Below are 23,134 nucleotides of genomic sequence, written 5' to 3'. Positions count from 1 at the left end.
TCTTTTTGGAGCAACGTTTTGGAACAGGAAACCCCACGTACTACGGGTGCGGTGCTGCCGGCCACGTTCGGCCAGGTGGATCTGTCCGCGCTGGCGGCACGCGAAGGCACGCCGCTGTATGTGTATGCGGCGCCGGCCCTGCGCGAGCGGGTAAGGACGCTGCGCAACGCCCTGGCCGGACTGGATGCGGGTATCCGCTATGCGGTGAAGGCCAACGGCAACGGCGCGGTGCTGCGGCTGCTGGCCGAGGAAGGCGCGGGCGCGGACATCGTCTCCGGCGGCGAGCTGCAGCGGGCCTTGCGTGCCGGCATGGCCGCCGCCGACATCGTGTTCTCCGGCGTGGGCAAGTCCGATGCGGAGATCGCGCTGGCCCTGGAGGTCGGCATCGGCCGTTTCAACATCGAATCACGCGCCGAGCTGGACGCGATCCAGCGCATCGCCGCCGCGCGTGGCGGGCAGGCGGTCGCCGCGGTGCGGATCAATCCGGACGTGGATGCGCAGACCCACGCCAAGATTTCCACCGGCAAGGCGGAAAACAAATTCGGCGTGTCGATCGCCGAGGCGCGCAGCTGGTTCGACGCCAAGGCGCAGTGGCCCAACGTCCGCCTGGATGGACTGCACATGCATATCGGCTCGCAGCTGCTCAGCCTGGAGCCGGTACGCGAGGCGCTGGCGCGCATGGCCGCGTTCTGGAAGGAGCTGGAAGCGGCCGGCCATGCCATCGCCAGCATCGATGTCGGTGGCGGCCTGGGCGTGCGTTACCGCGAGGGCGAACAGGCGCCGGACGCACGCGAGTACGCCGCGGCGATCGCGCAGGCGCTGGCCGGTTTCGGTGGCCGCATCCTGGTCGAACCGGGCCGCTGGCTGGTGGCCGAGGCCGGCATCCTGCTGACCCGCGTATTGCTGGAGAAGCGTGGCGAGGCCCGTGATTTTCTGGTGCTGGACGCGGCGATGAACGATCTGCTGCGGCCCAGCCTGTACGACGCCTGGCACGACATCGTGCGCATCGGGGATGCCGGCGGTGACGCGGTGACCTATGACGTGGTGGGACCGGTCTGCGAAACCGGCGACACCTTTGCCACCGGGCGTACGCTGCCGCGCTGCGAGGCGGGCGAGCTGATGGCCATCCTTGGCGCCGGCGCCTACGCCGCATCGATGGGCTCGACCTACAACTCGCGCCCGTTGCCGGCCGAGGTGCTGGTCGATGGCGAGCATTACGCGGTAGTGCGCCGGCGCCAGAGCCTGGAGGAGCTGCTGGCGGGCGAGCAGCCGGCCAATGACTGGAGGCGGCCATGAGGAAGCAAGAAATGGAAACGCAACGGGTAACGGATAGCGCTGGGATCACGGGCAGAACGCGGGCATTTCGTACTGTTCCGTTTCTCGCTTCCCTGCTCTCGTTGCTGCTGTTGAGCGCCTGCGCGCACCGCAACCCGCTGGCGCAGTGGGAGCGCTCGCCCAACTTCGATACGCGCCGGCCGGTGGCGGTGGTGCTGCATTACACCGCCGGGCAGACCGCCGAGGACAGCCTGCGCACCTTGCAGACCGCCAACAGCAACGGCCCGGTCAGTGCCCACTACCTGCTGGGCAAGGACGGCACGCTGTACCAGCTGGTGGACGAGCGCAAGCGTGCCTGGCATGCCGGTGGTGGCCGCTGGGGCACGCTCACCGATCTCAACTCCACCTCGATCGGTATCGAGATCGACAACGACGGCCGCTCGCCCTATCCGGAGGTGCAGATCGAGCAGCTGATCGTGCTGCTGGAGGATGTGACCCGGCGCCTCGGCATTCCGCGCCAGCAAGTGGTCGGCCATTCCGACCTGGCTCCGGGGCGCAAGGTCGATCCGGGCCCGCTGTTCCCGTGGAAGCGGCTGTACGACGCCGGTTTCGGCATCTGGCCTGCTGCCGATGCCGGTGATCCGCCCGCGCAGTTCGATGGCTGGCTGGCCATGGCGGCGCTCGGCTATCCGCTGGACAACCGCGGCCATGCGCTGCAGGCCTTCCGTCACCGCTTCCGTGGCATTGACCGCCAGGGTGCCGAGTTCGACGCCGAAGACCTGCGCATCCTGTATGCGTTGACGCGGCCGCTGCTGGGAACCGCGCACTGAACCCCGCCGGCGTGTCCGTGTGAAGCGGTGCGCCCGGCACTGCTGCCCCGGCAGGGTGATGTCCTGTCGTGGCACGTTGATCCAATCTGGGAAATACCGATGAAACCGTTGCTGCTCTGTCTCGCCCTGCTGTCCACTGCTCTGCCCGCCGCCGCCGCCGCCGCTGCGCCGGCGCCGGAGGCCGGCTTCCACGACCGCATGGTCCAGCAGGCGTTCGATCATTACCGGCTGCCGGGTATCGCGGTGGGGGTGATCGAGGATGGTGAGGTCGTGCATGTGGCCACCCGCGGCGAACTGGCGGCCGGCGAAGGGCAGCCGGTCGGCGCCGATTCGCTGTTCAAGATCGCCTCCAACACCAAGGCGATGACCGCGGCGGTGCTGGCGCGGCTGGTCCAGGCCGGACGGCTGCGCTGGGACGATCCGGTGACCCGCTACCTGCCGTCCTTCCGCATGTACGACCCGTGGGTGACGCGCAACATGCAGGTGCGTGACCTGCTGATCCACAACAGCGGCCTGGGGCTGGGCGCGGGCGACCTGATGCTGTGGCCCGAACCCAACCACTTCAGTAGGCAGGACATCATCGCCGGGCTGGCGCACCTCAAGCCGGTCGGCAGCTTCCGCAGTGACTACGCCTACGACAACCTGCTGTACGTGGTCGCCGGTGAAGTGGCGGCGGTGGCTGGCGGCAAGAGCTATTCGGAGCTGGTGCGGCAGGAGATCTTCGTGCCACTGGGCATGGAGCGTTGCCAGGTCGGCGAATGGTCGCCGGCGGCAGTGGGGGATATCGCCCAGCCGCATTACCGGCAGGACGGGCGCAATGTGGTCGGCGGACGCGACGGCGCGCGGGAAACCGATTTCCCGTCGATGGCGGCCGGCGGCGTGCGTTGCAGCGTCAACGACATGCTGCGCTGGATGCAGGCACTGCTGGACCCGGCACAGGCGCCGGACTGGCTCGACGCCACTCAGCGCCGCGCGCTGTGGACCGCGCACATGCCGATGCCGATCAGCCAGCGCCTGCGCGACTGGGACAACACGCACTTCCTCGCCTACGGCTACGGCTGGCGGCTGTCGGACATGGACGGGCAGTGGAAGGTGGCGCACACCGGCACGCTGTCGGGCATGTATTCCTCGCTGGCGCTGCTGCCGGACCGGCGCAGCGGCGTGGTCATCCTGATCAACGGTGAAGGCGAGGCTGCACGCACCGCGCTGATGCAGGCGCTGCTCAAGCACCAGACCGCACCGGCCGCCGGTCACGACGTGCTGCATTACGCCGCCCTGCTGGAGCGGGAAACGGCGCAGCGCCGTTCCGCCGGCCATGTGCGGCCGGAGCTGGAACCGGTCCATGCGGCCGATGCGCGGGAACTGGCCGCCTACACCGGCATCTGGGCCGATCCATGGTTCGGCCGGATCACACTGTGCCCGGCCGACGGCGGCATCACCTTTGCCGCGGAGAAGTCGCCGGCGCTGCGCGGGCAGGTGATGCTGTCCGGTCGCCGGCCGTGGGTGCAGTGGCAGGAGCTGGGCGAAGACGCCGAGGCCTGGCTGCAGCTGGCCGGCAACGGTGCGCAGCGACGCCTGCACCTGCGCGCGATCGATCCGGATATCGACTTCAGCTATGACTATCAGGACCTGGAGTTCGAGCGGATCGGCGCCTGTCCCTGAGGGCGGGTGCGGTATTTCCACCGAAGGGGTCGCGCGGCCTGCGCTCAGGCCGGGAAAGTGTGCTGTGGCGCACGGAAAATAGTTGCTTCCGGGCCGGCGCAACGGCAGGAATAGTTTATTGACCGGCACTTTCCGGCCGTGTTAAACAGGTGTGAATCCGATCTGAACGGGAAAGATCGGCAGGTGCCCGCCAGACTCCGGTGCACGGTCGCGAAGGCGGCAGTGACGGGTGGGCAGCGCTTCAGGGTTTGAATATTGAACGGGCCCCGATGCCGGGCCCGGTGTGGTGCAGGTCGCCAGACAGGGAGGCGGCCCGGTGCAGTACAGCCATGGAAGGAGAGGTGCGGCCCCGCGCAGGTGGCGCGCATCCGGATTGCCTTGGCGGGTGGTTTCCGCCGTTTGATGGTGGAGCGATGGATGGCTTGCGTACGGCGCCCGCGCGACGGCGGAACTGTGCCGTCATCGCTCCGGCAGCATTCCTGTTATGCCCCTTCGGAGAGAGAGCGCATGTCTGTCAGGTCCTACCCGCCACGCCTTCACCATCTCAGCGCCGCCCTGTTGCTGGCGCTGGGCAGCAGTCCACTGGTCGCCTTCGGCCAATCATCCAACACCGATAAATCCCCTGAGGCGCGCACCCTGGACCGGGTCTCGGTCACCGGTTCGCGCATCCAGCGCACCGATGTCGAAGCCGCGCTGCCGGTCACCATCATCCAGAAGGCCGAAATCGAGGCGATGGGCATCACCTCGGCCGAGCAGTTGCTGCAGCAGCTGAACATCGCCAGCAGCGGGCCGGACAGCCTGGCCGCCAACAGCGGTATCGCACCGCCCGGAACGCGCGGCAACAACGGTGTCTCGGGCGCCAACCTGCGTGGCCAGGGTGCCGATGCAACGCTGGTGCTGCTCAATGGCCGCCGCGTCGCCGCGCATGGCCTGGCCGGCCAGGTGGTGGACCTGAACTCGATTCCGTTCGCGGCGATCGAACGCGTGGAAGTGCTGCGTGACGGTGCCTCGGCGGTGTACGGCACCGACGCCATCGGTGGGGTGATCAACTTCATCACCCGCAGCAACTACCAGGGCATCACCCTCACCGCCGGTGCCGACGTGACCGAGGAAGGCGGTGGCAATATCTACCACGCCAGCCTGCTGGGTGGCTGGGGCGACCTGGACACCGACCGCTGGAACGTCTGGGCCGCACTCAACGTCAAGGAAAACAGGATCCTGCGCGGCAACCAGCGCGACTTCGCCAACAGCTTCCAGCCCGATCGCGGGCTGTCGCCGGATACCCGCGGCACGCCGTTCGCCAACATCGTCAGCGGTACCGGCAGCATGATCGGTGGCGGCCTGAAGGACCCGCTGAGCGGCCTGACCAAGACCACCATCAACCCGCTGCGGCTGCCCGGCGGTGCCGGCTGCGAGAACGGCGGCGACATGATGGGCGACTACGGCGACAAGATCTGGGCCAGCCCCGGTGCCAGCTACGGCTGCGCGTGGGACTACGGCCGCGCGCGCACCATCCAGCAGCCGGTGGAGACGGTGCAGGGCATCGGCCGCGCCACCTTCAAGCTGGGTGACCGCCACGAGTTCTACACCGAATTCATGGGCTCCAAGGTCACCTCCAAGCGCCAGTTTGAAGCCCAGCAGATCACCACCAGCATCAACGCCAGCGCCACCCAGCTCGACGCCTATGAGCTGAATGCCGATACCCAGGCGACCTACGATGCGATCTATGGGCAGGTGCAGGATTTCTTCGGGCCCCAGGCCAACCTGGCCTACGGCAGCCCGATCACCTACCGCTGGCGCTGCGAGATCTGCGGTCCACGCCAGCTGGAAACCGAGACCAAGGCCTATCGCGTGCTGTTCGGCCTGACCGGCACCCTCGGCAGCTGGGATTACAACGTCGGCCTGTCGCGCGCCGAGAGCCGCGCGCAGTCGGTGCTGGCCGGTGGCTACTACTACACGCCGCAGTTGAAGGCGGCGCTGAAGAGCGGCCTGCTCAATCCGTTCCTGATGCCCGGCCAGGAGCAGTCCAAGGCCGCGCATGACGCCATGGCCGCGGCCGATGCCAGTGGCCTGCTGCTGTACAAGGGCAGCTCCAGCACCACCACCTTCGACGCCAGCTTCAGTGGCGGCCTCGGTTTCAGGCTGTGGGGCGAGGACGAAGTGCAGGCGGCGGTGGGCGTGGACGTGCGTCGCGAGGAATACGAGTTCAGCGGTCCATCGGAATGGAGCGCGGGCAACGCCTTCGTGTTCGGCGCGCCCAGCGATGCGGCCAACTACATGACGCCCAAGCAGCGCAACGTCAAAGCCGCGTTCGCCGAGTTCAACCTGCCGGTGGTCGACAGCCTGGAGCTCAACCTGGCGGTGCGCCATGACCGTTACGACGGCTTCGGCGGCACCACCAACCCGAAGTACTCGTTCAAGTGGCAGCCGATCGACTGGCTGGTGTTCCGCGGCTCCTACAGCACCGGCTTCAAGGTGCCCGATTTCGCCAAGCTGTTCCGCGGCATCACCGAAACCCAGTACACCGGGCTGGATCTGGCGGACCCGGCGAGCTGTCCGAAGGGCCAGTACAACCCGGACGTGGCCGCCTGCAACGTGCAGATCCGCCCGGACATCATCACTGGCGGCAATCCCAACCTGAAACCTGAGGAGGCCAAGCAGCGCAGCATCGGCTTCGTGCTGGCGCCGACCGGCAACTTCAACGTCAGCGTCGACTGGTGGGAGATCGAGCGGCTCAACACCATCCGCAGCGGCTTCAACCTGTCGACGATGACCGCCAACTATCCGCTGTACGCCTCCAATTTCATACGTGACAGCAGCGGCACCATCGTCGCCATCGACCAGCGCTACATCAACACCGGCGGTACCCTGACCAGCGGCATCGAGCTGGATGCCAACCTGCGTGGCGAGCTGGCCGGCGGCGCCTGGAACGTCCACCTCAACGGCAACTACCTGGACACCTTCAAGACCAAGACCTTCGACAGCCTGCCCTACAGCGACAACCTGGTCGGCGAGTACGAGCGTTACTACAACCTGCCGATCAAGTGGAAGCACACCCTCGGCCTTGGCTGGGCCCGAGGCGATTGGGCGCACACGCTGACCCAGGTCTACCGTGGCGGCTACAAGGACTGGAAGCCGGGTGGCATCGTCAACGGTTACACCCCGCCGGACTGGGACTCGAAGGTCGATGCCTACATCACCTACAACTACAGCGTCAGCTGGACCGGCATGGAGAACCTGAAGGCGACCTTCGGCATCCGCAACCTGCTCAACACCGATCCGCCGTTCACCGTGCGCTACCTGGACGACGGCGATGGCGCCGGCTGGGAAGCGCGCGTGGCCGACCCGCGCGGGCGCTCGTTCAACATGCTGCTGGAGTACCGCTTCCAGTGATGTGGCAGCGGCAGTTCCGCCTTGCCCGGCTCCCTACGGGGGATGGACAAGGCGGATGAGGGCACGGGCGGGGCGCCGCGCCGCGCAGCCGGGCAAGGTGGGGGTTTCGTCCGTACCCTCACCCCCAACCCCTCTCCCGGTGGGAGAGGGGCCTGATCCACGCTTGGATCGGATTCAAGCCAATCTCATCGCCCATGAATATTTCGATTTCCCGCCTGCCGCCGTTGCTGCTCGCTGCCGCCCTGCTCACCGCCTGCGGGCATACGCCGCCGCGCAATCCGCTGGCAACGTGGGTGCCGTCGCCCAACCAGGACCTGCGCCGCCCCGGCCTGATCGTCATCCACTTCACCCAGCAGGATTCGGTGCAGCAGAGCCTGGACACGCTGCGCGGCAGCAACAGCGGTGGCCGGGTCAGCGCGCACTACCTGATCGGTGCCGACGGCCAGCGCTACCAGCTGGTGAGCGACGAACGCCGCGCCTGGCATGCCGGTGCCGGCAGCTGGGGCACGATCAGCGAAGTCAATTCCGCCTCGATCGGCATCGAGCTGGACAACGATGGCCAGACGCCGTTCGCCGAGGCGCAGATCCAGAGCCTGCTGGTGCTGCTGGAGGACCTGTGCACGCGGCTGGGTATACCGCGCCACCAGATCATCGGCCACCAGGACATGGCGCCCACGCGCAAACCCGATCCGGGCCCGCTGTTTCCGTGGCAGCGGCTGGCCGACGCCGGCTTCGGCCTGTGGCCCGACGCCAGCAGCGGCCCGGCGCCGGCCGGCTTCGATCCATGGACCGCGCTGCGCCTGATCGGCTACCCACTGGAGGATCGCGTCGCCACCGTGCGCGCGTTCCGCAACCACTACCGTGGCCAGGGCGGCACCGAACTGGATGCCGAGGATCTGCGCATCCTGCATGCGTTGGCGCCGCGTGATCCGGTCGCGCCGGCCGTCCCGGAATAAGGCGGCCACATGCTCTGCCGCCGCCCCGCACCGTTCCCCCGTACCGGACGCATCGTCATGACGTTCGCCCTGAGCCTGCTGGCGATCTCGCCGCTGGCCGCCGCCGAGCGGCTGGGCCTGCCGCCGTCGCCGGCGTCGACCGAGTTCGTGCAGCAGCGCACCCAGTTCCAGCTGCACACGTTGCTGACCGAGCAGCGCCATCCGAAGACCTGGAACCTGAGCGACGTGGCAGCGGCCGATCCGGCGCAGGCGCTGGCGCAGCTGTTCGCGGTCGATGAGGACGTGGCCCGCGCTTTCACCGCGCTGGCCGACGACCCGCAACGTATGGCATCGCTGCAGGCGGCCTCGGCTGCGGTGCAACGCGCGCTGCAGGGCGGCCATCGCATCTATTTCTACGGCACCGGCTCGACCGGCCGGCTGGCCGAGACGCTGGAAAGCGGCCTGTGGCGCCCGTTCTGGAAACGCCTGCAGGCCGACCCGGTGTGGCCAGACATCGCCGCCAAGCTGCCCGCGCAGCTGGGCGAGCGCGTGCGTGGCCAGATCACCGGTGGTGACCGCGCGCTGATCAGTTCGCTGGAAGGCTTCGAGGACCTGCCGCTGATCGGCGCGCTGCAGATGCGCGATGACGGCATCGGCGCCGACGACGTGGTGTTCGCGGTGACCGAAGGTGGCGAGACCTCGGCGGTGATCGGCACCGCACTCGCTGCCGCCGACCCGCGCGGTGACGGCGGCGACCGCGTCTGGTTCGTCTACAACAACCCCGACGCGGTGCTGCGTCCGTTCGAGCGCAGCCGGCGCGTGCTCGACGATGCGCGTATCCACAAGATCGCGCTGCCGACCGGTCCGCAGGCGATCACCGGTTCCACCCGCATGCAGGCCACCACCACCAGCCTGTACGCGCTGGGACTGGTGCTGGAGGACGTGCTGCGCGCGCTGCTGCTACCGCATCTGCCGGCGGCCGATGCACGGCGGCTGGGACTGGATGCGAACGACAGCATCGAGCGCCGCTTGCGTGACTTCGCACAGCTGCAGCGCAGCGTCGCCGCCAGCGCACCGCAGCTGGCGCAGTGGACCGTGCGCGAGGCGCAGACCTATGCCGATGGCCGCCATGCCACCTATCTGGCCGGCGAGACGCTGATGCCGGTGTTCGTGGACGTGACCGAGCGCGCGCCGACCTTCCGGCTGGCGCCGCTGGATCGCACCGACACCGCGCCGCCGGCGTCGTGGATCCGCGTGTGGGCGCCGGTGGCGACGCCGCAGGCCGCGTGGGATGCGCTGCTGCAGCGCCCGTTCCACGGGCTGGATGCGGCGCAGTACCGGGTGCAGTTCGAGCAGAAGGTCGACGATCCCGGCTTGCGTACCACCGCGCTGCGCAGCCTGGAGCGCGCCGGCGCCGAACAGCAGGCGCTGTACGACCTCTCCTGGTCACCGGCCAACCGCGAGCGTCTACCGCCGCAGGCGGGCGATCTGGGCGTGCTGCTGCGCTATGCCGGCGAGCCGGTGGATGACCTGGCACGGCAGTGGTGGCAGAGCCTGGCCAACGCCGGTACGGGCCGGCTCAGCGTCACCGTAGGCCACGGCGCAAGCACCCAGGTTCTGGAGGACCTGGGCGACAGCGCACCCCGCATCGCAGTGGACCTGCCCGATCGTCCCGACCCGCTCGGCCTGGACCGCACCCTCGCACTGAAGATGCTGCTCAACGCGCATTCGACCGCAGTGATGGCGCGGCTTGGTCGCACCGTCGGCAACACCATGACCGCGGTGCAGCCGGGCAACCTCAAGCTGATCGGCCGCGCAACCTATCTGGTCCAGTCGCACGTCAATGCCGTGCTCGCTGGCGAACACTGGCGCGCACAGCACGGCAACACCGCGCCGCTGGACTATGCCGAGGCCAACCGGGTTCTGTACGAGGCGATCGAACAGCGCACGCGGCTGCCGCAGGCGGCACAGTTGCCGGAGGTCGAGCTGGCGATTGTCGCCGTGCTGGAGCGCCTGGACAGCGGCCGGCCACTGGACTGGGCCGGCGCCGTACAGCAACTGCGTGACACCGGGTTGAACGGTTACCTGCGTCAGCGCAGCGGTGCCACGGATATCAAGGCGGGCGATACCGATGACCGCCACTGAATCGGGAGACAGAGTGATGAACCGGTTCCGTTGGAGCGCTCTGTCGCTGCTGCTGCTCGGCGCCACCGTGCAGGCGGCGCCGGCGCTGTCGCCCGCCCGTACTCCGGAACAGGCCGGCATGCGTGACATCACCACGCTGGTGCCGGATATCGCGCTGGACATCCGCTATGCCGGCAGCGACAACTTCACCGGGCGGGTGGTGCCCGGCTATGACGCGCCACGCTGCTATCTGCTGCAACCGGTGGCGCACGCGCTGGCCCGGGTGCAACGCAGCCTGCGCGCGCGGGGCTACCGCCTGCAGGTGTTCGACTGTTTCCGGCCGGCCAGCTCGGTGACCGCGTTCGTGGCCTGGGCACATGACCTGGACGACCAGCAGGAGAAAGCGCGCTACTACCCGAATGTGGACAAGCGCCGGCTGCTGGACGGCTATATCGCCGAAACCTCCGGTCACAGCCGCGGCGCCACGGTCGACCTGGGCGTGCTCGACTGCCGCGACGGCCGCTGCCGCGCGCTGGACATGGGCACTCCTTTTGATTATTTCGATCCACTGGCGCATACCGCCAACCCGGCGATCAGTGCCGAACAGCGGCGCAACCGGCAACTGCTGCTGGATGCGATGCAGGCCGAAGGCTTTGCCAACTATGCGATGGAGTGGTGGCATTTCACCTTCAAGCCCGAGCCGACGCCGGACACCGCCTACGATTTCCCGCTGCGCTGACCGGCCGGCAGCGGTTGGGGCGCGTGGCACGGCGGCAGCGGGCACCGCTCCACCCGCACGCGGCTACACTGCGCGGCCCCCTTTGGTGATCGAGTCGCGATGAATCTGGTGCTGCATTACGGTCTGCTGGGCTCGCTGGAAGCGGCGCTGATCGCGCTGGCGGTCGGCTTCGTGGTGTTCAGCGTGTGGTGGCAGGTATGCCGGCGCACCGGTCTGTCGCATGGCCATGCCATCGGCTGGGCCTGTCTGGTGGCAGTCGTCATCGCCGCCGGCATCGACAGCTGGAAGCTGTTCTACCTGGGCATGGTGCGGCTGGAGTCGCCGCTGTACGCCCGGCTGGCATTGGCCAGCATCCACGACCCCGACCAGCTGGGCACGCGCGTGGTGCTCGAGATGCTGGGGGCGGTGAGTGGCGTGGGGCTGGGTTGGTGGTGGTTCATCTCCCGGAAGCAGCCCGCCGACGACAGTGATGCCGCCTGAAGTCTGGAAGCAGCGGAATAAGAGCGATGGATGGAACGCTTGAATCGTTGCATTACGTCCGCTTCACCGCTGGCTAACCGGGGCGGTAGCCGTTGCGGTCGATGCAAAGGTTAAAACCACGTCCCGATGCGATCCGGGGTGGAAAGACGATTCAGACAGGCCTTGTCAGGATAGGTCCCGCGGAGTTGCCGCGCTTTCCAGACGAGGAAATACCTGATGACCCTTCGTAATCGCACCCCGTTGTTTGCCCTGATCGCTGTTGTGGGTTCCGCGCTGGCGCTGCCGGCGATGGCGCAGAGCGTGGCCGAAGAGCAGGCCGCCGCGGCGCAGGTACAGGCGCAACAGGCACAGCAGCAGGCCGCGCAGGCACAGGATGCGGCGGCGGACGCATCGGCCCATGCCAACCAGGCGGCGGCTGCGGCCGGTGGCGGCCAGACCTGGGCCAGCGTCGACACCGATGGTGACGGCAGTATCAGCAGCAGCGAGGCCCAGGCCCATGCCGGACTGGCGCAGGTGTTCGACCAGGCGGACGCCGACAAGGATGGCAAGCTGACCGCGGAGGAATACCGCAGCTACGCGGCCACACAGCAGAAGTAAGACCCTGCGGCATTGCCGGGGAAAGGGCGGCTGGAAGGCCGCCCTTTTCTGTGCCCGCGAGCGGATTGCTATGCTTTGCGCATGAATAACGCAGACACTTCCGGCATCGGCCTGGTCGGTTTCGATGGCGACGACACGCTCTGGAAGAGCGAGGACTACTACCGTGCCGCCGAACAGGACTTCGAGGCCATCCTCGGCCATTACATCGACCTGCACGATGCCGGCACCGCCCGGCACCTGCTGAAGGTCGAGCGCCGCAATCTGGCCGTGTTCGGTTACGGCGCCAAGGGCATGACCCTGTCGATGCTGGAGGCGGCCATCGAGCTGACCGGCGAGCGGATAGCGGCGGCGCATCTGCGCCAGATCATCGAGATCGGCCGGCAGACACTGCAGCATCCGGTCGAGGTCATCGACGGCGTGCGCGAGGCGGTGGCCGCGATTGCCGCCGACTACCCGGTGGTGCTGATCACCAAGGGCGACCTGTTCCACCAGGAGCAGAAGATCGAACGTTCCGGGCTGCTGGATCTGTTCCCGCGCATCGAGATCGTCTCGGAAAAGGACCCGGCCACCTATGCGCGGGTGCTGGCCGAGTTCAAGTTGCCGGCCGGGCGCTTTGTGATGATCGGCAACTCGCTGCGCTCGGATATCGAGCCGGTGCTGGGCCTGGGCGGCTGGGGCGTGCACACGCCGTATGCGGTGACCTGGGCGCACGAGGCCGAACACGGGGTGTCGGCCGATGCGCCGCGCCTGCATCACGCCGATACCGCGCACCAGTGGCCCGATGCGGTGCGTGCGATCGCCGCGCAGGCCGGCGCGGAACGGGGCGCCTGAGCATGCGCGCCATCATCGGGCATCCACAGCGGAAGCGGCGGCATCCTCATGCGGTGCGCGCATTGCTGTTGTGCGTGGCGTTGCTGCCGGTGACGCTGGTGGCGCAGGTACCGTCAGAGGCGGAAACAGCCGCGGCGCAGGCGGTGTACGCCGCCGGTACCGGTGATGCCTGGGTGGACCGGCAGCTGGCCGATATCAATACCTACGCAGCGCGCTATCCGGATGCGTTCACCGATGAGCTGGTGCGCTATGCCGGTGCCCATCCACTGTATGTCAAAGCCCTGTTGAACGATCACGGCTGGCCTGCCGGCGATATCTATTTCGCCTGTGTCTGGGGGCACATCAGCGGCGAGGGATGCCGTCCGTGGGTACGGGCACGCACCGGGCTGCCTGGCGCCAGCTGGGAAGAAGTGCTGGAAAGCCACCAGCCGCCGGAGAACCTGCAGTGGCGCGCGTTGCGGCATGCCATCGTCGCCAGCTTCGACCACTGGGACCGCCCCATCACACTGGATCCCCTGCTGAAGCGGCAGCTGGGCGATCGGGCGCGGCGCGATGCGGCGGCCATCACCGCGGCCGAGAGCGACTGAGCGCAGCCGCCTTGCCGGTGGCGAGGTGGGCTTTGACCCGCTTCCGGGCGAAAATGGCCGCTTCCGGACTCCACGTTTTCGCGCCTGCCCATGACCGCCCACGCTTTCGTTTCCCCCGACCATATCCGCAGTCTGTTCTCGCAGGCGATGTCGCACATGTACCGCACCGAAGTGCCGCTGTACGGCACGCTGGTGGAACTGGTGGGGCAGGTGAATGCCGAAGTGCTGGCCGCACAGCCCGGGCTGGCCGAGCAGATGCGGCGCAGCGGCGAGCGCGAGCGCCTGGAGGTGGAGCGGCATGGCGCGATCCGCGTCGGCACCGCGCAGGAGCTGGCCACGCTGCGGCGCCTGTTCGCGGTGATGGGCATGCAGCCGGTCGGTTATTACGATTTGTCGGTGGCCGGCGTGCCGGTGCATTCGACCGCGTTCCGTCCGATCGAGGATGCCTCGCTCACGCGCAATCCGTTCCGGGTGTTCACCTCGCTGCTGCGGCTGGAACTGATCGAGGACGAGAACCTGCGCGTGCAGGCCGGCGGGATTCTTTCCCGTCGCAACATCTTCACCCCGGGCGTGCTGCAGCTGGTCGAGCAGTGCGAACGCGAAGGCGGGCTGGGTGAAGGCGATGCCTGGCGCTTCGTGGTCGAGGCGCTGGAGACGTTCCGCTGGCACAACGACGCCACCGTATCGCTGCAGACCTACCACGCATTGCACGACGCCCACCGGCTGGTGGCCGACGTGGTCAGCTTCCGCGGTCCGCATATCAACCACCTGACGCCGCGCACGCTGGATATCGACGCCGCGCAGCGGGCGATGCAGGCACAGGGCATCGCCGCCAAGGCGGTGATCGAAGGCCCGCCGCGCCGGCAGTGCCCGATCCTGTTGCGGCAGACCAGCTTCAAGGCGCTGGAGGAAATGGTGCATTTCCCGTCCGGTGCCGACAACGAAGCCGGCACCCATACCGCGCGCTTCGGCGAGATCGAGCAGCGTGGGCTGGCACTAACGCCGAAGGGTCGCGCGCTGTATGACACGCTGCTGGCCCAGGCGCGCGAAAGCGGTGCCGGTGGCAGTACCGGGGGTGACTACATGCAGCGCCTGCAGGCGGCGTTTGCGGCTTTCCCGGATGACCACGACACCCTGCGCCGCGAGGGGCTGGGATACTACCGCTATACGCTCACCGATGCCGGTCGCGCCGCGCCGGCGGGCGAGCGTGCGTTGCCGGCCGAGGTGCTGATCGAACGCGGGCTGGCAACCGCCGAGCCGATCATCTACGAGGATTTCCTGCCGGTCAGCGCCGCGGGCATCTTCCAGTCCAACCTCGGTGGCGAGGAGCAGCGGGCCTATGCCGCGCACGCCAACCGGGAGGCCTTCGAGCGTGCCTTGGGTGTGGCGGTCAGCGACGAGTTCGCGATCTACGAGCGGCTGCAGGCGGAGTCGCTGGCACAGCTGACGGTGTAATCAGTCGAGGCGTTTCGAGCACTGGGCAGGCCGGCATAGAGCCGGTAATAGTGCTGGCTGTCATCCCGGCTCTGGTTTTATTGTTGGAGTTCCCAGGATTTCCTAGACAGAGCTAGCCTCTGTTGGGGGTAGCATTGGGAGACAGTCATGTCTGCAGGCAAGATCACCAGCAAGACCCGGCAAGCCTACAAATTCATCGATGCGCATCGGGACGAGTTCAGTATCCAGATGATGTGTCGTCTGCTTGGGGTTGCTCGAGCCGGCTACTACGCATGGCGTGAACATCCGATTTCCGATCGAGCGCAAGAAGACGCGCGGTTGCTTCGCTTGATACGTGCGTCGTTTACCGCCAGCCACGGAATTTATGGCGCTCCCAGGGTGTTTCTCGACCTGAGGGAGCACGGGGAGGCATGCAGCAAACATCGGGTTGCTCGCTTGATGCGGGTGAACGGGTTGCACGCGCTGCATGGCTATCGCATACGGCACATCCCCGCTCCAAAACCTCATGTCTTGATCCCTAATTTGCTCCAGCGTCAGTTCAGCGTATCGCGCCCGAACGAGGCATGGGTGACGGATATCACCTACATCCGCACGTGGCAGGGTTGGCTGTACCTGGCGGTTGTTTTGGATCTTTTCTCACGCAGGGTTGTTGGTTGGGCTGTCAGACCAACGATTCATCGAGAACTTGTTCTGGATGCCGTGATGAAAGCCGTGCGCAGCCGACGTCCTCGCAAAACCCTTATCCACTCGGATCAAGGCTCGCAGTACGGAAGTGATGCATGGCGGCGTTTCTGCAAAGACAATCACCTTGAGCCAAGCATGAGCAGACGTGCCAACTGCTGGGATAACGCGGTCGCTGAGTCCTTCTTCAGCAGTTTGAAAAAGGAACGGATCAAGAAGCGCATCTATGTGAATCGTGACGTGGCGACCTCGGACATATCCGACTACATCGATGGGTTTTACAATCCAACACGCCGCCACAGCCATCTAGGCGGGGTCAGTCCTGACGAGTTCGAGGCAGCGCATCGCCACCCTCGGTCAGGTGTCCACTAAATCCTGGGAACTCCATGTTGCTGTTGCGGCTGCTTCTCGCTTTTGACTTCTCCTGCCGTAGAGCGTGCCGAGCACCGCAGCGAGACGGGGGCGAAGAGGCGCACGTGTCTGAGCGCAGCGAGTTGTGCGCCGCCCCTCCGGCACGCGAGGAGCGCAGGGGACCGGCGGGCATAGCCCGACGGCGCGCGTCCGGCCGTGTTTCTTTTGGCTAGCTTTTCTTTGCACGGGCAAAGAAAAGTAGCTCGCCCTGAAAGGGCGAAAGCACTAGCTCTTGCGCCTGGAAGCAGGCAAAAGCCTTTGCTTCCGCCTATATCACGGCTTGGTTTTCAGTCCCGGGAAGAAACAACAGTCAATACATGAGGCAGAGCTTTCACTCCTGCTGCGCAGGAGCGAGCACACCTTTCTTTGCTTGTGCAAAGAAAGGTGGCCCAAAGAAAGCACGGCCGGACGCGAGCCGATGCGATGAAACCGCATCGGTCCCCTGTGCTCCTCGCGAATCGGGGCGGCGCGGAACTCGCTGCGCTCAGACACCCGCGCCATTTCCCCCGATCCGCTGCGGTGCTCGGCTCGCTTTACGGCGCGAGAAGTCAAAAACTGGAAGCAACCGCAACCGCAACCGCAACCGCAACCGCAACCGCAACCGCAACCAATGCCGCCGAAGAAGGCAGCAACCTGGGTCTCGCTACTCAGGGTAACGAACCGTCGGGATAACAGCACTGCCGCTTGCGAGCGGGGATGCCCCAGCCGGGCATCCCCGTACACAAGACCTGCGATCAGGCCTGTGCCGCCCGCCGCAGCTGCTTGCGTTCCCTGCGCCGTGCCCGCCAGCTGCGCCAGTGCTGCTGCAGGCACGAGAAGATCACGTACAGCGCCGGCGTGCTCAGCAGCGTCAGACTCTGCGAGATCAGCAGGCCGCCGATCATCGCGATGCCCAGCGGCCGGCGCAGCTCCGAGCCCTCGCCGATGCCGATTGCCAGCGGCAGTGCCGCCAGGATCGCCACCATCGTGGTCATCATGATCGGGCGGAAGCGCACGATGCTGGCCTCGCGCACCGCCTCGGCCGGTGACATGCCGTGCTCGCGCTGCGCCACCAGCGCGAAGTCGATCATCATGATCGCGTTCTTCTTGACGATGCCGATCAGCAGCACCAGCGCGATCATCGAGATCACCGAAAGATCGGTGTTGGTGAGCCACAGTGCCAGCAGTGCGCCCATGCCCGCCGCCGGCAGCGTCGACAGGATTGTCACCGGGTGCACCAGGTTCTCGTAGAGCATGCCCAGCACGATGTAGACCGTGATGATGGCGGCGATGATCAGCATCAGCATCGCGCCCGGATCGGTGGCCTGGCCGAAACCGCCGCGTGCGGCCTGGCGGATGTCGCCGGGCATGCGCAGGCCGTCGATCGCCGCCTTGACGATGGCATCGCCTTCGCCGCTGCTCACCCCGGGAGCCAGGTTGTAGCTCAGGTCCATCACCGTGTACTGGTTCTGGTGGGTGACCTGCGACGGGGCCAGCCCCGGTTCCTGGTGGGCCAGCGCGGTCAGCGGGATCATCTGCCCGCTCTTTGAGGCCACGTACAGGTCCTCGATCGCCGCCGGGCTGGCGGTCTGGCCGGGCAGTGCGTTGACCACCACCCCGTACTGGTTCAGGTCGGCGTAGATTGTGGAGATCTGGCGCTGGCCGAACGCGCCGTACAGCGCACCGTCGATGGCGCCGATGCTGACCCCGAGCCGCGAGGCCTTGTCGCGGTCGATGACGATCTTCTGCATCAGCCCGCCCTTGTCCACATCCGAGCCGACATCGCGCAGCTTGGGATTCTGCCTGAGCACCTCCACCAGCTTCGGCAGCCATTCGGCCAGCTGCGCGGCATCGTTGCCCTGCAGCGTCACCCGGTTCTGCGCGCCCTGCGAGCCGCCACCCCCGCCGCCAGAGGGCAGGTCCTGGATCGCGCGCAGGCGCACGTCCAGATCCGGGAACTGCGCGGCCTTGGCGCTGAGCCGGGCGACCACCGCATTGGTCGGCTCGCGCCGGCCTTCCTTCTCCGTATACAGCTCGATATTGAACTGCGCGCTGCTGCCCTGGCGGCTGGAGCCCAGTCGTGCGCCGACGATCTTCACCGCCGGATCGGCCAGCAGCATGTCGCTCAGGCGGCGCTGGCGCTCGCTCATTTCGTTGAACGAGACGGTGGCCGCGGAACTGGCGCGGCCCCAGATCAGGCCGGTGTCCTGCTCGGGGAAGGAGCCCTTGCCGACCTTGCCGGCGAGAAAGAAGGTGGCTGCGATCAGCAGCAGCGGTGTCAGCGCCAGCAGCAGCGCATGGCGCAGTGCGAAATCCAGCGCCACGGTGTAGAAGCGCAACATGCCGGCGTGCACGCGATCGAGCAGCGGACCGATGCGCGACGGTGTGACCGGCACCGAATGCGGCTGCAGGAAACGCGCACACAGTGCCGGGGTCAGCGTCAGCGACACCAGCGCCGATACCAGGATCGCCGCCACCAGGGTCAGGGTGAACTCGCGGAAGAACGCGCCGAGCATGCCCTGGGCGAAGATGATCGGCAGGAATACCGCGATCAGCGAAGCGGTGATCGAGACGATGGTGAAGCCGATCTCGCGCGCGCCGGCCATCGCCGCCTGCATGCGCGGCACGCCGTCATCGAGGTGGCGCATGATGTTCTCGATCACCACGATCGCATCGTCGACGACAAAACCAATCGCGATCACCAGCGCCAGCAGGGTCAGGTTGTTGAGGGTGAAGCCCAGCGTGCTCATCAGCAGCGCCGCGCCGGCCAGCGACAGCGGCACGGTGATGGCGGCGATCAGCGTCGGCGCCAGCCGGCGCAGGAACAGCGCCATGGTCAGCACCACCATCGCCAGGCTGATCATCAGGGTGATCTGCACTTCGTCCAGCGAGGCGCGGATGGTCGGGGTGCGGTCGAAGTACGGGGTCAGGGTGGTGCCGGCATCCAGATAGCCGGACAGTGATGGGATCGCCGCCTTGACCCGGTCCACGGTGGCGACCAGGTTGTCGCCGCTGCGCAGGTACACATACATCAACACACCGCGTTTGCCGTTGACCCAGGCGGCCTGGTAGGCGTCCTGCTGGCCATCGTAGACGGTGGCCACATCCTTCAGCCGCACCACCGCGCCGTCATGGGTGGCGAGGGCGACGTTGGCGAAATCGGCGGCCTTGCGCACTTGGTCGTTGAGCACGATCGCGGTCTGGCTGCTGCCATCGCTGAGGAAGCCCAGCGGCGAGGCGACGTTGGCCGCGCGCATCGCATTGCGCAGGTCGTCCGGGCTCAGCCCCAGCGCGTTCATCGCGCGCAGGTTGAGGTCCACGCGCACGGCCGGTGTGGAGGCGCCGGCGATGTCCACCTGCGACACGCCGGGCAGCTGCCGCAGCCGCTGCGCCAGCAGCGAGTCGGCCAGGTTGTACAGCTGGGCCACCGACTGCGTCTCGGAGGTCAGCGCCAGCGCGATCACCGGATCGTCGTTCGGGTTGGCCTTCTGGTAGGTCGGCGTGTTGATGCCGGCCGGCAGGTCTGCCATCGCCGCGTTGATCGCCGCCTGCACGTCCTGCGCGGCGGCGTCGATGTCGCGGCTGGTGTTGAACATCAGGAACACCATGCTGCGGCCGTCACTGCTGGACGAGCGCATGGTGTCGATGCCCGGCACCTGGCCCAGGTGCCGCTCCAGCGGTGCGGTCACCGTGGCGGCCATGGTGTCGGCATCGGCGCCGGTGTTGGAGGCCTGCACGAAGATCACCGGAATGGTCAGGTTCGGCAGCGCCGCCACGCCCAGCCGCAGATAGCAGACCAGCCCGGCGAAGAACAGACCGATCGCCAGCAGGCTGATGCCGATCGGGCGTTTGATGAAGGGCGCGGAGATGTTCATCGGCGCTTACCGGGCCGTCTGCAGGCGGGCGGCGGCGCGTTGCTCGCGGCGTCGCGCCGCCCATTCGGACAGGCGTTCGAAATACAGGTAGATCACCGGCGTGGTGTACAGCGTGACCAGCTGCGACAGCAGCAGGCCGCCGACGATGGCCACGCCCAGCGGGCGCCGCAGTTCCGAACCGATGCCGGTGCCCAGCGCCAGCGGCAGCGCGCCGAGCATGGCCGCGGCGGTGGTCATCATGATCGGGCGGAAACGCAGCAGGCAGGCGCGGCGGATCGCGTCATAGGCATTGGCGCCGGCACGCTGCGCGTCCAGCGCGAAGTCGATCATCATGATCGCGTTCTTCTTGACGATGCCGATCAGCAGCACGATGCCGACGATGCCGTCCACCGACAGGCTCATCCCGCACAGGTACAGCGCCAGCAGCGCACCGACCCCGGCCGGCGGCAGTGTGGAGATGATGGTCAGCGGGTGGATCCAGCTTTCATACAGCACGCCCAGCACGATGTAGATCACCGCGATGGCGGCCAGCAGCAACAGCACCACATCGGTCTGGCTGCTGGAGAACTCGGCGGCGGTGCCGATGAACTGCGCCTGCATCTGTGGTGGCAGTTCCAGCGCGGCCACGGCCTTGTTGATCGCCGTCACGCCTTCGGACAGCGAGTAGCCCGGCGCCAGGTTGAACGACACGGTGGCCGAAGGCAGCTGCTGCTGGTGGCTGACGATCAGCGGCGCGGTGCCCGGCGTGGCGGTGGCGATGGCCGACAGCGGAATGCTGCCGCCGCCCCCCAGTGCGATGCCGGTGTTGCTGTTGCCGATGCCGGTGGCGGTGGAGGAGTTGCTGGAGCTGACCTGGCCCAGTGTGGTGGCGTTGCTGCCGGTCAGCGCGCCGCTGCCGTTGCTGCCGATCGCCAGCTGGTTCATCAGCGCGTCGCTGGTGCGGAACTCCGGCGCCACTTCCAGCACCACGCGGTACTGGTTGAGCTGGGTGAAGATGGTGGAGATCTGGCGCTGGCCGTAGGCGTCGTACAGGGTGTCGTCGATGGTCTGCATCGGTACGCCGTAGCGCGCGGCCTTGTCGCGGTCCACTTGCACATGCAGGGCGCGGCCGTGGTTGGCCAGGTTGTTGTCCACATCGGCCAGTTCCGGCAGGCGGCGCAGCGCGTCGGTGACACGTGCGGTCTGTTCGGCCAGCTCGGTGCTGTCCATGTCCGACAGCGAGAACTGGTAGGCGGTGGCGGCCACGCGTGTGTCCAGCGTGACGTCCTGCACCGGCTTCAGGTACAGCGCCACGCCGGGGATGTGCGCGGCGGCGGCCTGCAACCGCGGCAGGATCACGTCCAGCCCGGCACGGTCGCCGCGGTCCTTGAGCACGATGCTCAGCTGGCCCTGGTTGAGCGTGGGATTCATGGTGCCGGCGCCGATGTAGGCGGCCACGCCGGTCACCGCTTCGTCCTGGTGCAGGGCGGCGGCCACCGCCTGGGTGCGCTGCTGCATCTGCTCGAAGGCCACGTTCTGGTCGGCGATCACCACACCGGTGATCATGCCGGTGTCCTGGTCGGGCAGCAGACCCTTGGGGATGGCGATGTACAGCAGCACTGTCAGTGCCACCGAGGCCAGTGCGATGCCCAGGGTCAGCGGCTGGTGGCGCAGCACCCAGTCCAGGGTGCGCTCGTACAGGTGCACCAGGCGCGACCATGCGGTGACCTTGCCCTGTGCCGCCGCGCGCTCGTGCGCGTCATCGCCTTCGGGCAACTGGTCGGGCTTGAGCAGGTAGGCGCACATCATCGGGGTGAGCGTCAGCGAGATCAGCATCGAGATCGACACCGCAATCGTCAGTACCCACGCGAACTCGTGGAACAGGCGGCCGGTGACGCCCGGCATCAGGATCAGCGGCAGGAACACTGCCACCAGCGACACCGTCAGCGACAGCACGGTGAAGCCGATCTCCTTCGCGCCGACCTCGGCCGCTTCCGGGCCGTCCTTGCCCTGCTCGATGTAGCGCACGATGTTCTCGATCATCACGATCGCATCGTCGACCACGAAGCCGGTGGCCACGGTCAGCGCCATCAGTGACAGGTTGTCCAGCGACATGCCGGTGAAGGCCATCACCCCGAACGTGCCCAGCAGCGACAGTGGCACCGCCACCGACGGGATCACCGTGGCCCACAACCGCCGCAGGAACACGAAGATCACCACCACCACCAGACAGATGGTCAGGATCAGGGTGAACTGCACGTCGTGCACCGAGGCGCGGATGGTCACGGTGCGGTCGGAGAACACGTCCAGGTTCACGTCCGCCGGCAGCATGCCCTGCAGGCTGGGCAGGATGGTGCGGATGTTCTCCACCGTCTTGACGATGTTGGCGCCGGGCTGGCGGCGCACTTCCAGCAGCACTGCCGGCTGGCCGTCGGCCCAGGCGGCGATCTGGTCGTTCTCCACCCCGTCGATCACGCTGGCGACGTCGCGCAGCCGCACCGGCGCGCCGTTCTGGTAGCGGATGATGATGTCGTTGTAGTCGGCCGCGTCGCTGAGCTGGTCGTTGGTGGACAGCGTGTAGCTCTGCGTCTTGCCGTTGAGCGAGCCCTTGGGCGCGTTGACGTTGGCCTGGGTCAGCGCGCTGCGCAGGTCTTCCAGGGTCATGCCCATGTTGCTCAGCTGCGCCGGGTTGGCCTGGATGCGCACCGCCGGGCGCACGTTGCCGGCGATCGACACCAGTCCGACGCCGTCGATCTGTGACAGGCGCTGGGCCAGGATCGAGTCGGCCAGGTCGTTGACCTCGCGCAGCGGCCGCGTGTCCGAAGCCAGTTTCAGGGTCAGGATCGGCGCGTCGGCCGGGTTCACCCGGTTGTAGACCGGCTGGTACGGCAGCGAGCCGGGCAGGGTGGCCTGGCGGATCGCCGCCTGCACGTCCTGCGCGGCGGTGTCGATGTCGCGCTCCATCGAGAACTGCAGCACGATGCTGGACAGACCGGCCGAGGAGTCGGAGGTCATCATGTCCAGCCCGGAGATCTGCCCCAGCTGCCGCTCCAGCGGCGTGGTCACCAGCGAGGCCATGGTCTGTGCGCTGGCGCCGGGGTACTGCGTGGTGACCACCAGGCTGGGGGCCTCGATCTCGGGCAGGGCGGCGACCGGCAGGCGCTGGTAGCCGAGGATGCCCAGCAGCATCAACCCGACCATCAGCAACGAGGTGGCGATCGGGCGGCGGATGAAGATAGTCGAGAAGCCCACGGGTGATTCCTGGTGCGAAGAGGGAAGGCGGAGCAGCGGGGCGTGTCAG

At 67.2% G+C, this 23,134-nt stretch carries 14 protein-coding genes and 1 pseudogene; 13 read left to right on the top strand and 2 right to left on the bottom strand.

Annotated features, from left to right (window positions below; all coding sequences use genetic code 11):
- Nucleotides 1-18: 18 nt before the first annotated feature.
- The 13 genes and pseudogenes from lysA to ACSBPQ_RS13895 form a co-directional block, all read left to right on the top strand.
- Complete coding sequence (lysA, locus tag ACSBPQ_RS13955) at nucleotides 19-1,296, top strand: diaminopimelate decarboxylase (protein ID WP_442682698.1); 1,278 nt, start codon at nucleotides 19-21, stop codon at nucleotides 1,294-1,296.
- Nucleotides 1,297-1,406: 110 nt separating this feature from the next.
- A complete protein-coding gene (locus ACSBPQ_RS13950; RefSeq protein ID WP_442682697.1) occupies nucleotides 1,407-2,105 on the top strand; it encodes an N-acetylmuramoyl-L-alanine amidase in 699 nt (232 codons plus the stop codon).
- A gap of 99 nt (nucleotides 2,106-2,204) precedes the next feature.
- Nucleotides 2,205-3,767, top strand: coding sequence for a serine hydrolase (locus ACSBPQ_RS13945; protein WP_442682696.1), 1,563 nt, complete (start codon nucleotides 2,205-2,207; stop codon nucleotides 3,765-3,767).
- A gap of 507 nt (nucleotides 3,768-4,274) precedes the next feature.
- Entirely contained in the window at nucleotides 4,275-7,160 is a 2,886-nt protein-coding gene (locus ACSBPQ_RS13940) for a TonB-dependent receptor domain-containing protein (RefSeq protein ID WP_442682695.1), read from the top strand.
- A 194-nt stretch (nucleotides 7,161-7,354) separates the two neighbouring features.
- A complete protein-coding gene (locus ACSBPQ_RS13935) occupies nucleotides 7,355-8,116 on the top strand; it encodes an N-acetylmuramoyl-L-alanine amidase (protein WP_442682694.1) in 762 nt (253 codons plus the stop codon).
- Nucleotides 8,117-8,173: 57 nt separating this feature from the next.
- Complete coding sequence (locus ACSBPQ_RS13930; RefSeq protein WP_442682693.1) at nucleotides 8,174-10,240, top strand: hypothetical protein; 2,067 nt, start codon at nucleotides 8,174-8,176, stop codon at nucleotides 10,238-10,240.
- A gap of 16 nt (nucleotides 10,241-10,256) precedes the next feature.
- Entirely contained in the window at nucleotides 10,257-10,958 is a 702-nt protein-coding gene (locus ACSBPQ_RS13925) for a M15 family metallopeptidase (RefSeq protein WP_442682692.1), read from the top strand.
- A 99-nt stretch (nucleotides 10,959-11,057) separates the two neighbouring features.
- Complete coding sequence (locus tag ACSBPQ_RS13920; RefSeq protein ID WP_442682691.1) at nucleotides 11,058-11,438, top strand: hypothetical protein; 381 nt, start codon at nucleotides 11,058-11,060, stop codon at nucleotides 11,436-11,438.
- 216 nt (nucleotides 11,439-11,654) lie between these two features.
- Entirely contained in the window at nucleotides 11,655-12,035 is a 381-nt protein-coding gene (locus ACSBPQ_RS13915) for an EF-hand domain-containing protein (RefSeq protein ID WP_442682690.1), read from the top strand.
- Nucleotides 12,036-12,116: 81 nt separating this feature from the next.
- Nucleotides 12,117-12,866, top strand: coding sequence for an HAD family hydrolase (locus ACSBPQ_RS13910; protein WP_442682689.1), 750 nt, complete (start codon nucleotides 12,117-12,119; stop codon nucleotides 12,864-12,866).
- A 2-nt stretch (nucleotides 12,867-12,868) separates the two neighbouring features.
- The gene (locus ACSBPQ_RS13905) at nucleotides 12,869-13,453 is read left to right on the top strand and encodes a hypothetical protein (protein ID WP_442682688.1); all 585 of its coding nucleotides are present in this window, start codon (nucleotides 12,869-12,871) and stop codon (nucleotides 13,451-13,453) included.
- A gap of 90 nt (nucleotides 13,454-13,543) precedes the next feature.
- The gene (gene hglS, locus ACSBPQ_RS13900; protein WP_442682687.1) at nucleotides 13,544-14,908 is read left to right on the top strand and encodes a 2-oxoadipate dioxygenase/decarboxylase HglS; all 1,365 of its coding nucleotides are present in this window, start codon (nucleotides 13,544-13,546) and stop codon (nucleotides 14,906-14,908) included.
- A gap of 177 nt (nucleotides 14,909-15,085) precedes the next feature.
- A pseudogene (locus ACSBPQ_RS13895) lies at nucleotides 15,086-15,961 on the top strand (IS3 family transposase); the annotation flags it as partial.
- Between the two features lie 773 nt (nucleotides 15,962-16,734).
- Here ACSBPQ_RS13895 and ACSBPQ_RS13890 read toward each other — a convergent pair.
- Nucleotides 16,735-19,854: an efflux RND transporter permease subunit gene (locus ACSBPQ_RS13890; RefSeq protein ID WP_442682686.1), complete on the bottom strand. Its 3,120-nt coding sequence runs from the start codon at nucleotides 19,852-19,854 to the stop codon at nucleotides 16,735-16,737.
- 6 nt (nucleotides 19,855-19,860) lie between these two features.
- Nucleotides 19,861-23,085, bottom strand: coding sequence for an efflux RND transporter permease subunit (locus ACSBPQ_RS13885; protein ID WP_442682685.1), 3,225 nt, complete (start codon nucleotides 23,083-23,085; stop codon nucleotides 19,861-19,863).
- Nucleotides 23,086-23,134: the final 49 nt, after the last annotated feature.

The organism is Stenotrophomonas sp. JC08, from assembly GCF_052180205.1.
Taxonomy (GTDB): Bacteria; Pseudomonadota; Gammaproteobacteria; order Xanthomonadales; family Xanthomonadaceae; genus Stenotrophomonas.
Note: the sequence above shows the minus strand (reverse complement) of the source record. Positions and strands in the feature narration are given on the sequence as shown.

Bases quoted from the DNA above. Each gene is read 5' to 3' on its own strand.
- ACSBPQ_RS13915 (WP_442682690.1), top strand. From the start codon at position 11,655: ATGACCCTTCGTAATCGCACCCCGTTGTTTGCCCTGATCGCTGTTGTG.
- hglS (WP_442682687.1), top strand. From the start codon at position 13,544: ATGACCGCCCACGCTTTCGTTTCCCCCGACCATATCCGCAGTCTGTTC.
- ACSBPQ_RS13905 (WP_442682688.1), top strand. From the start codon at position 12,869: ATGCGCGCCATCATCGGGCATCCACAGCGGAAGCGGCGGCATCCTCAT.
- ACSBPQ_RS13945 (WP_442682696.1), top strand. From the start codon at position 2,205: ATGAAACCGTTGCTGCTCTGTCTCGCCCTGCTGTCCACTGCTCTGCCC.
- ACSBPQ_RS13910 (WP_442682689.1), top strand. From the start codon at position 12,117: ATGAATAACGCAGACACTTCCGGCATCGGCCTGGTCGGTTTCGATGGC.
- ACSBPQ_RS13925 (WP_442682692.1), top strand. From the start codon at position 10,257: ATGAACCGGTTCCGTTGGAGCGCTCTGTCGCTGCTGCTGCTCGGCGCC.
- ACSBPQ_RS13920 (WP_442682691.1), top strand. From the start codon at position 11,058: ATGAATCTGGTGCTGCATTACGGTCTGCTGGGCTCGCTGGAAGCGGCG.
- ACSBPQ_RS13935 (WP_442682694.1), top strand. From the start codon at position 7,355: ATGAATATTTCGATTTCCCGCCTGCCGCCGTTGCTGCTCGCTGCCGCC.
- ACSBPQ_RS13930 (WP_442682693.1), top strand. From the start codon at position 8,174: ATGACGTTCGCCCTGAGCCTGCTGGCGATCTCGCCGCTGGCCGCCGCC.
- ACSBPQ_RS13940 (WP_442682695.1), top strand. From the start codon at position 4,275: ATGTCTGTCAGGTCCTACCCGCCACGCCTTCACCATCTCAGCGCCGCC.
- ACSBPQ_RS13890 (WP_442682686.1), bottom strand. From the start codon at position 19,854: ATGAACATCTCCGCGCCCTTCATCAAACGCCCGATCGGCATCAGCCTG.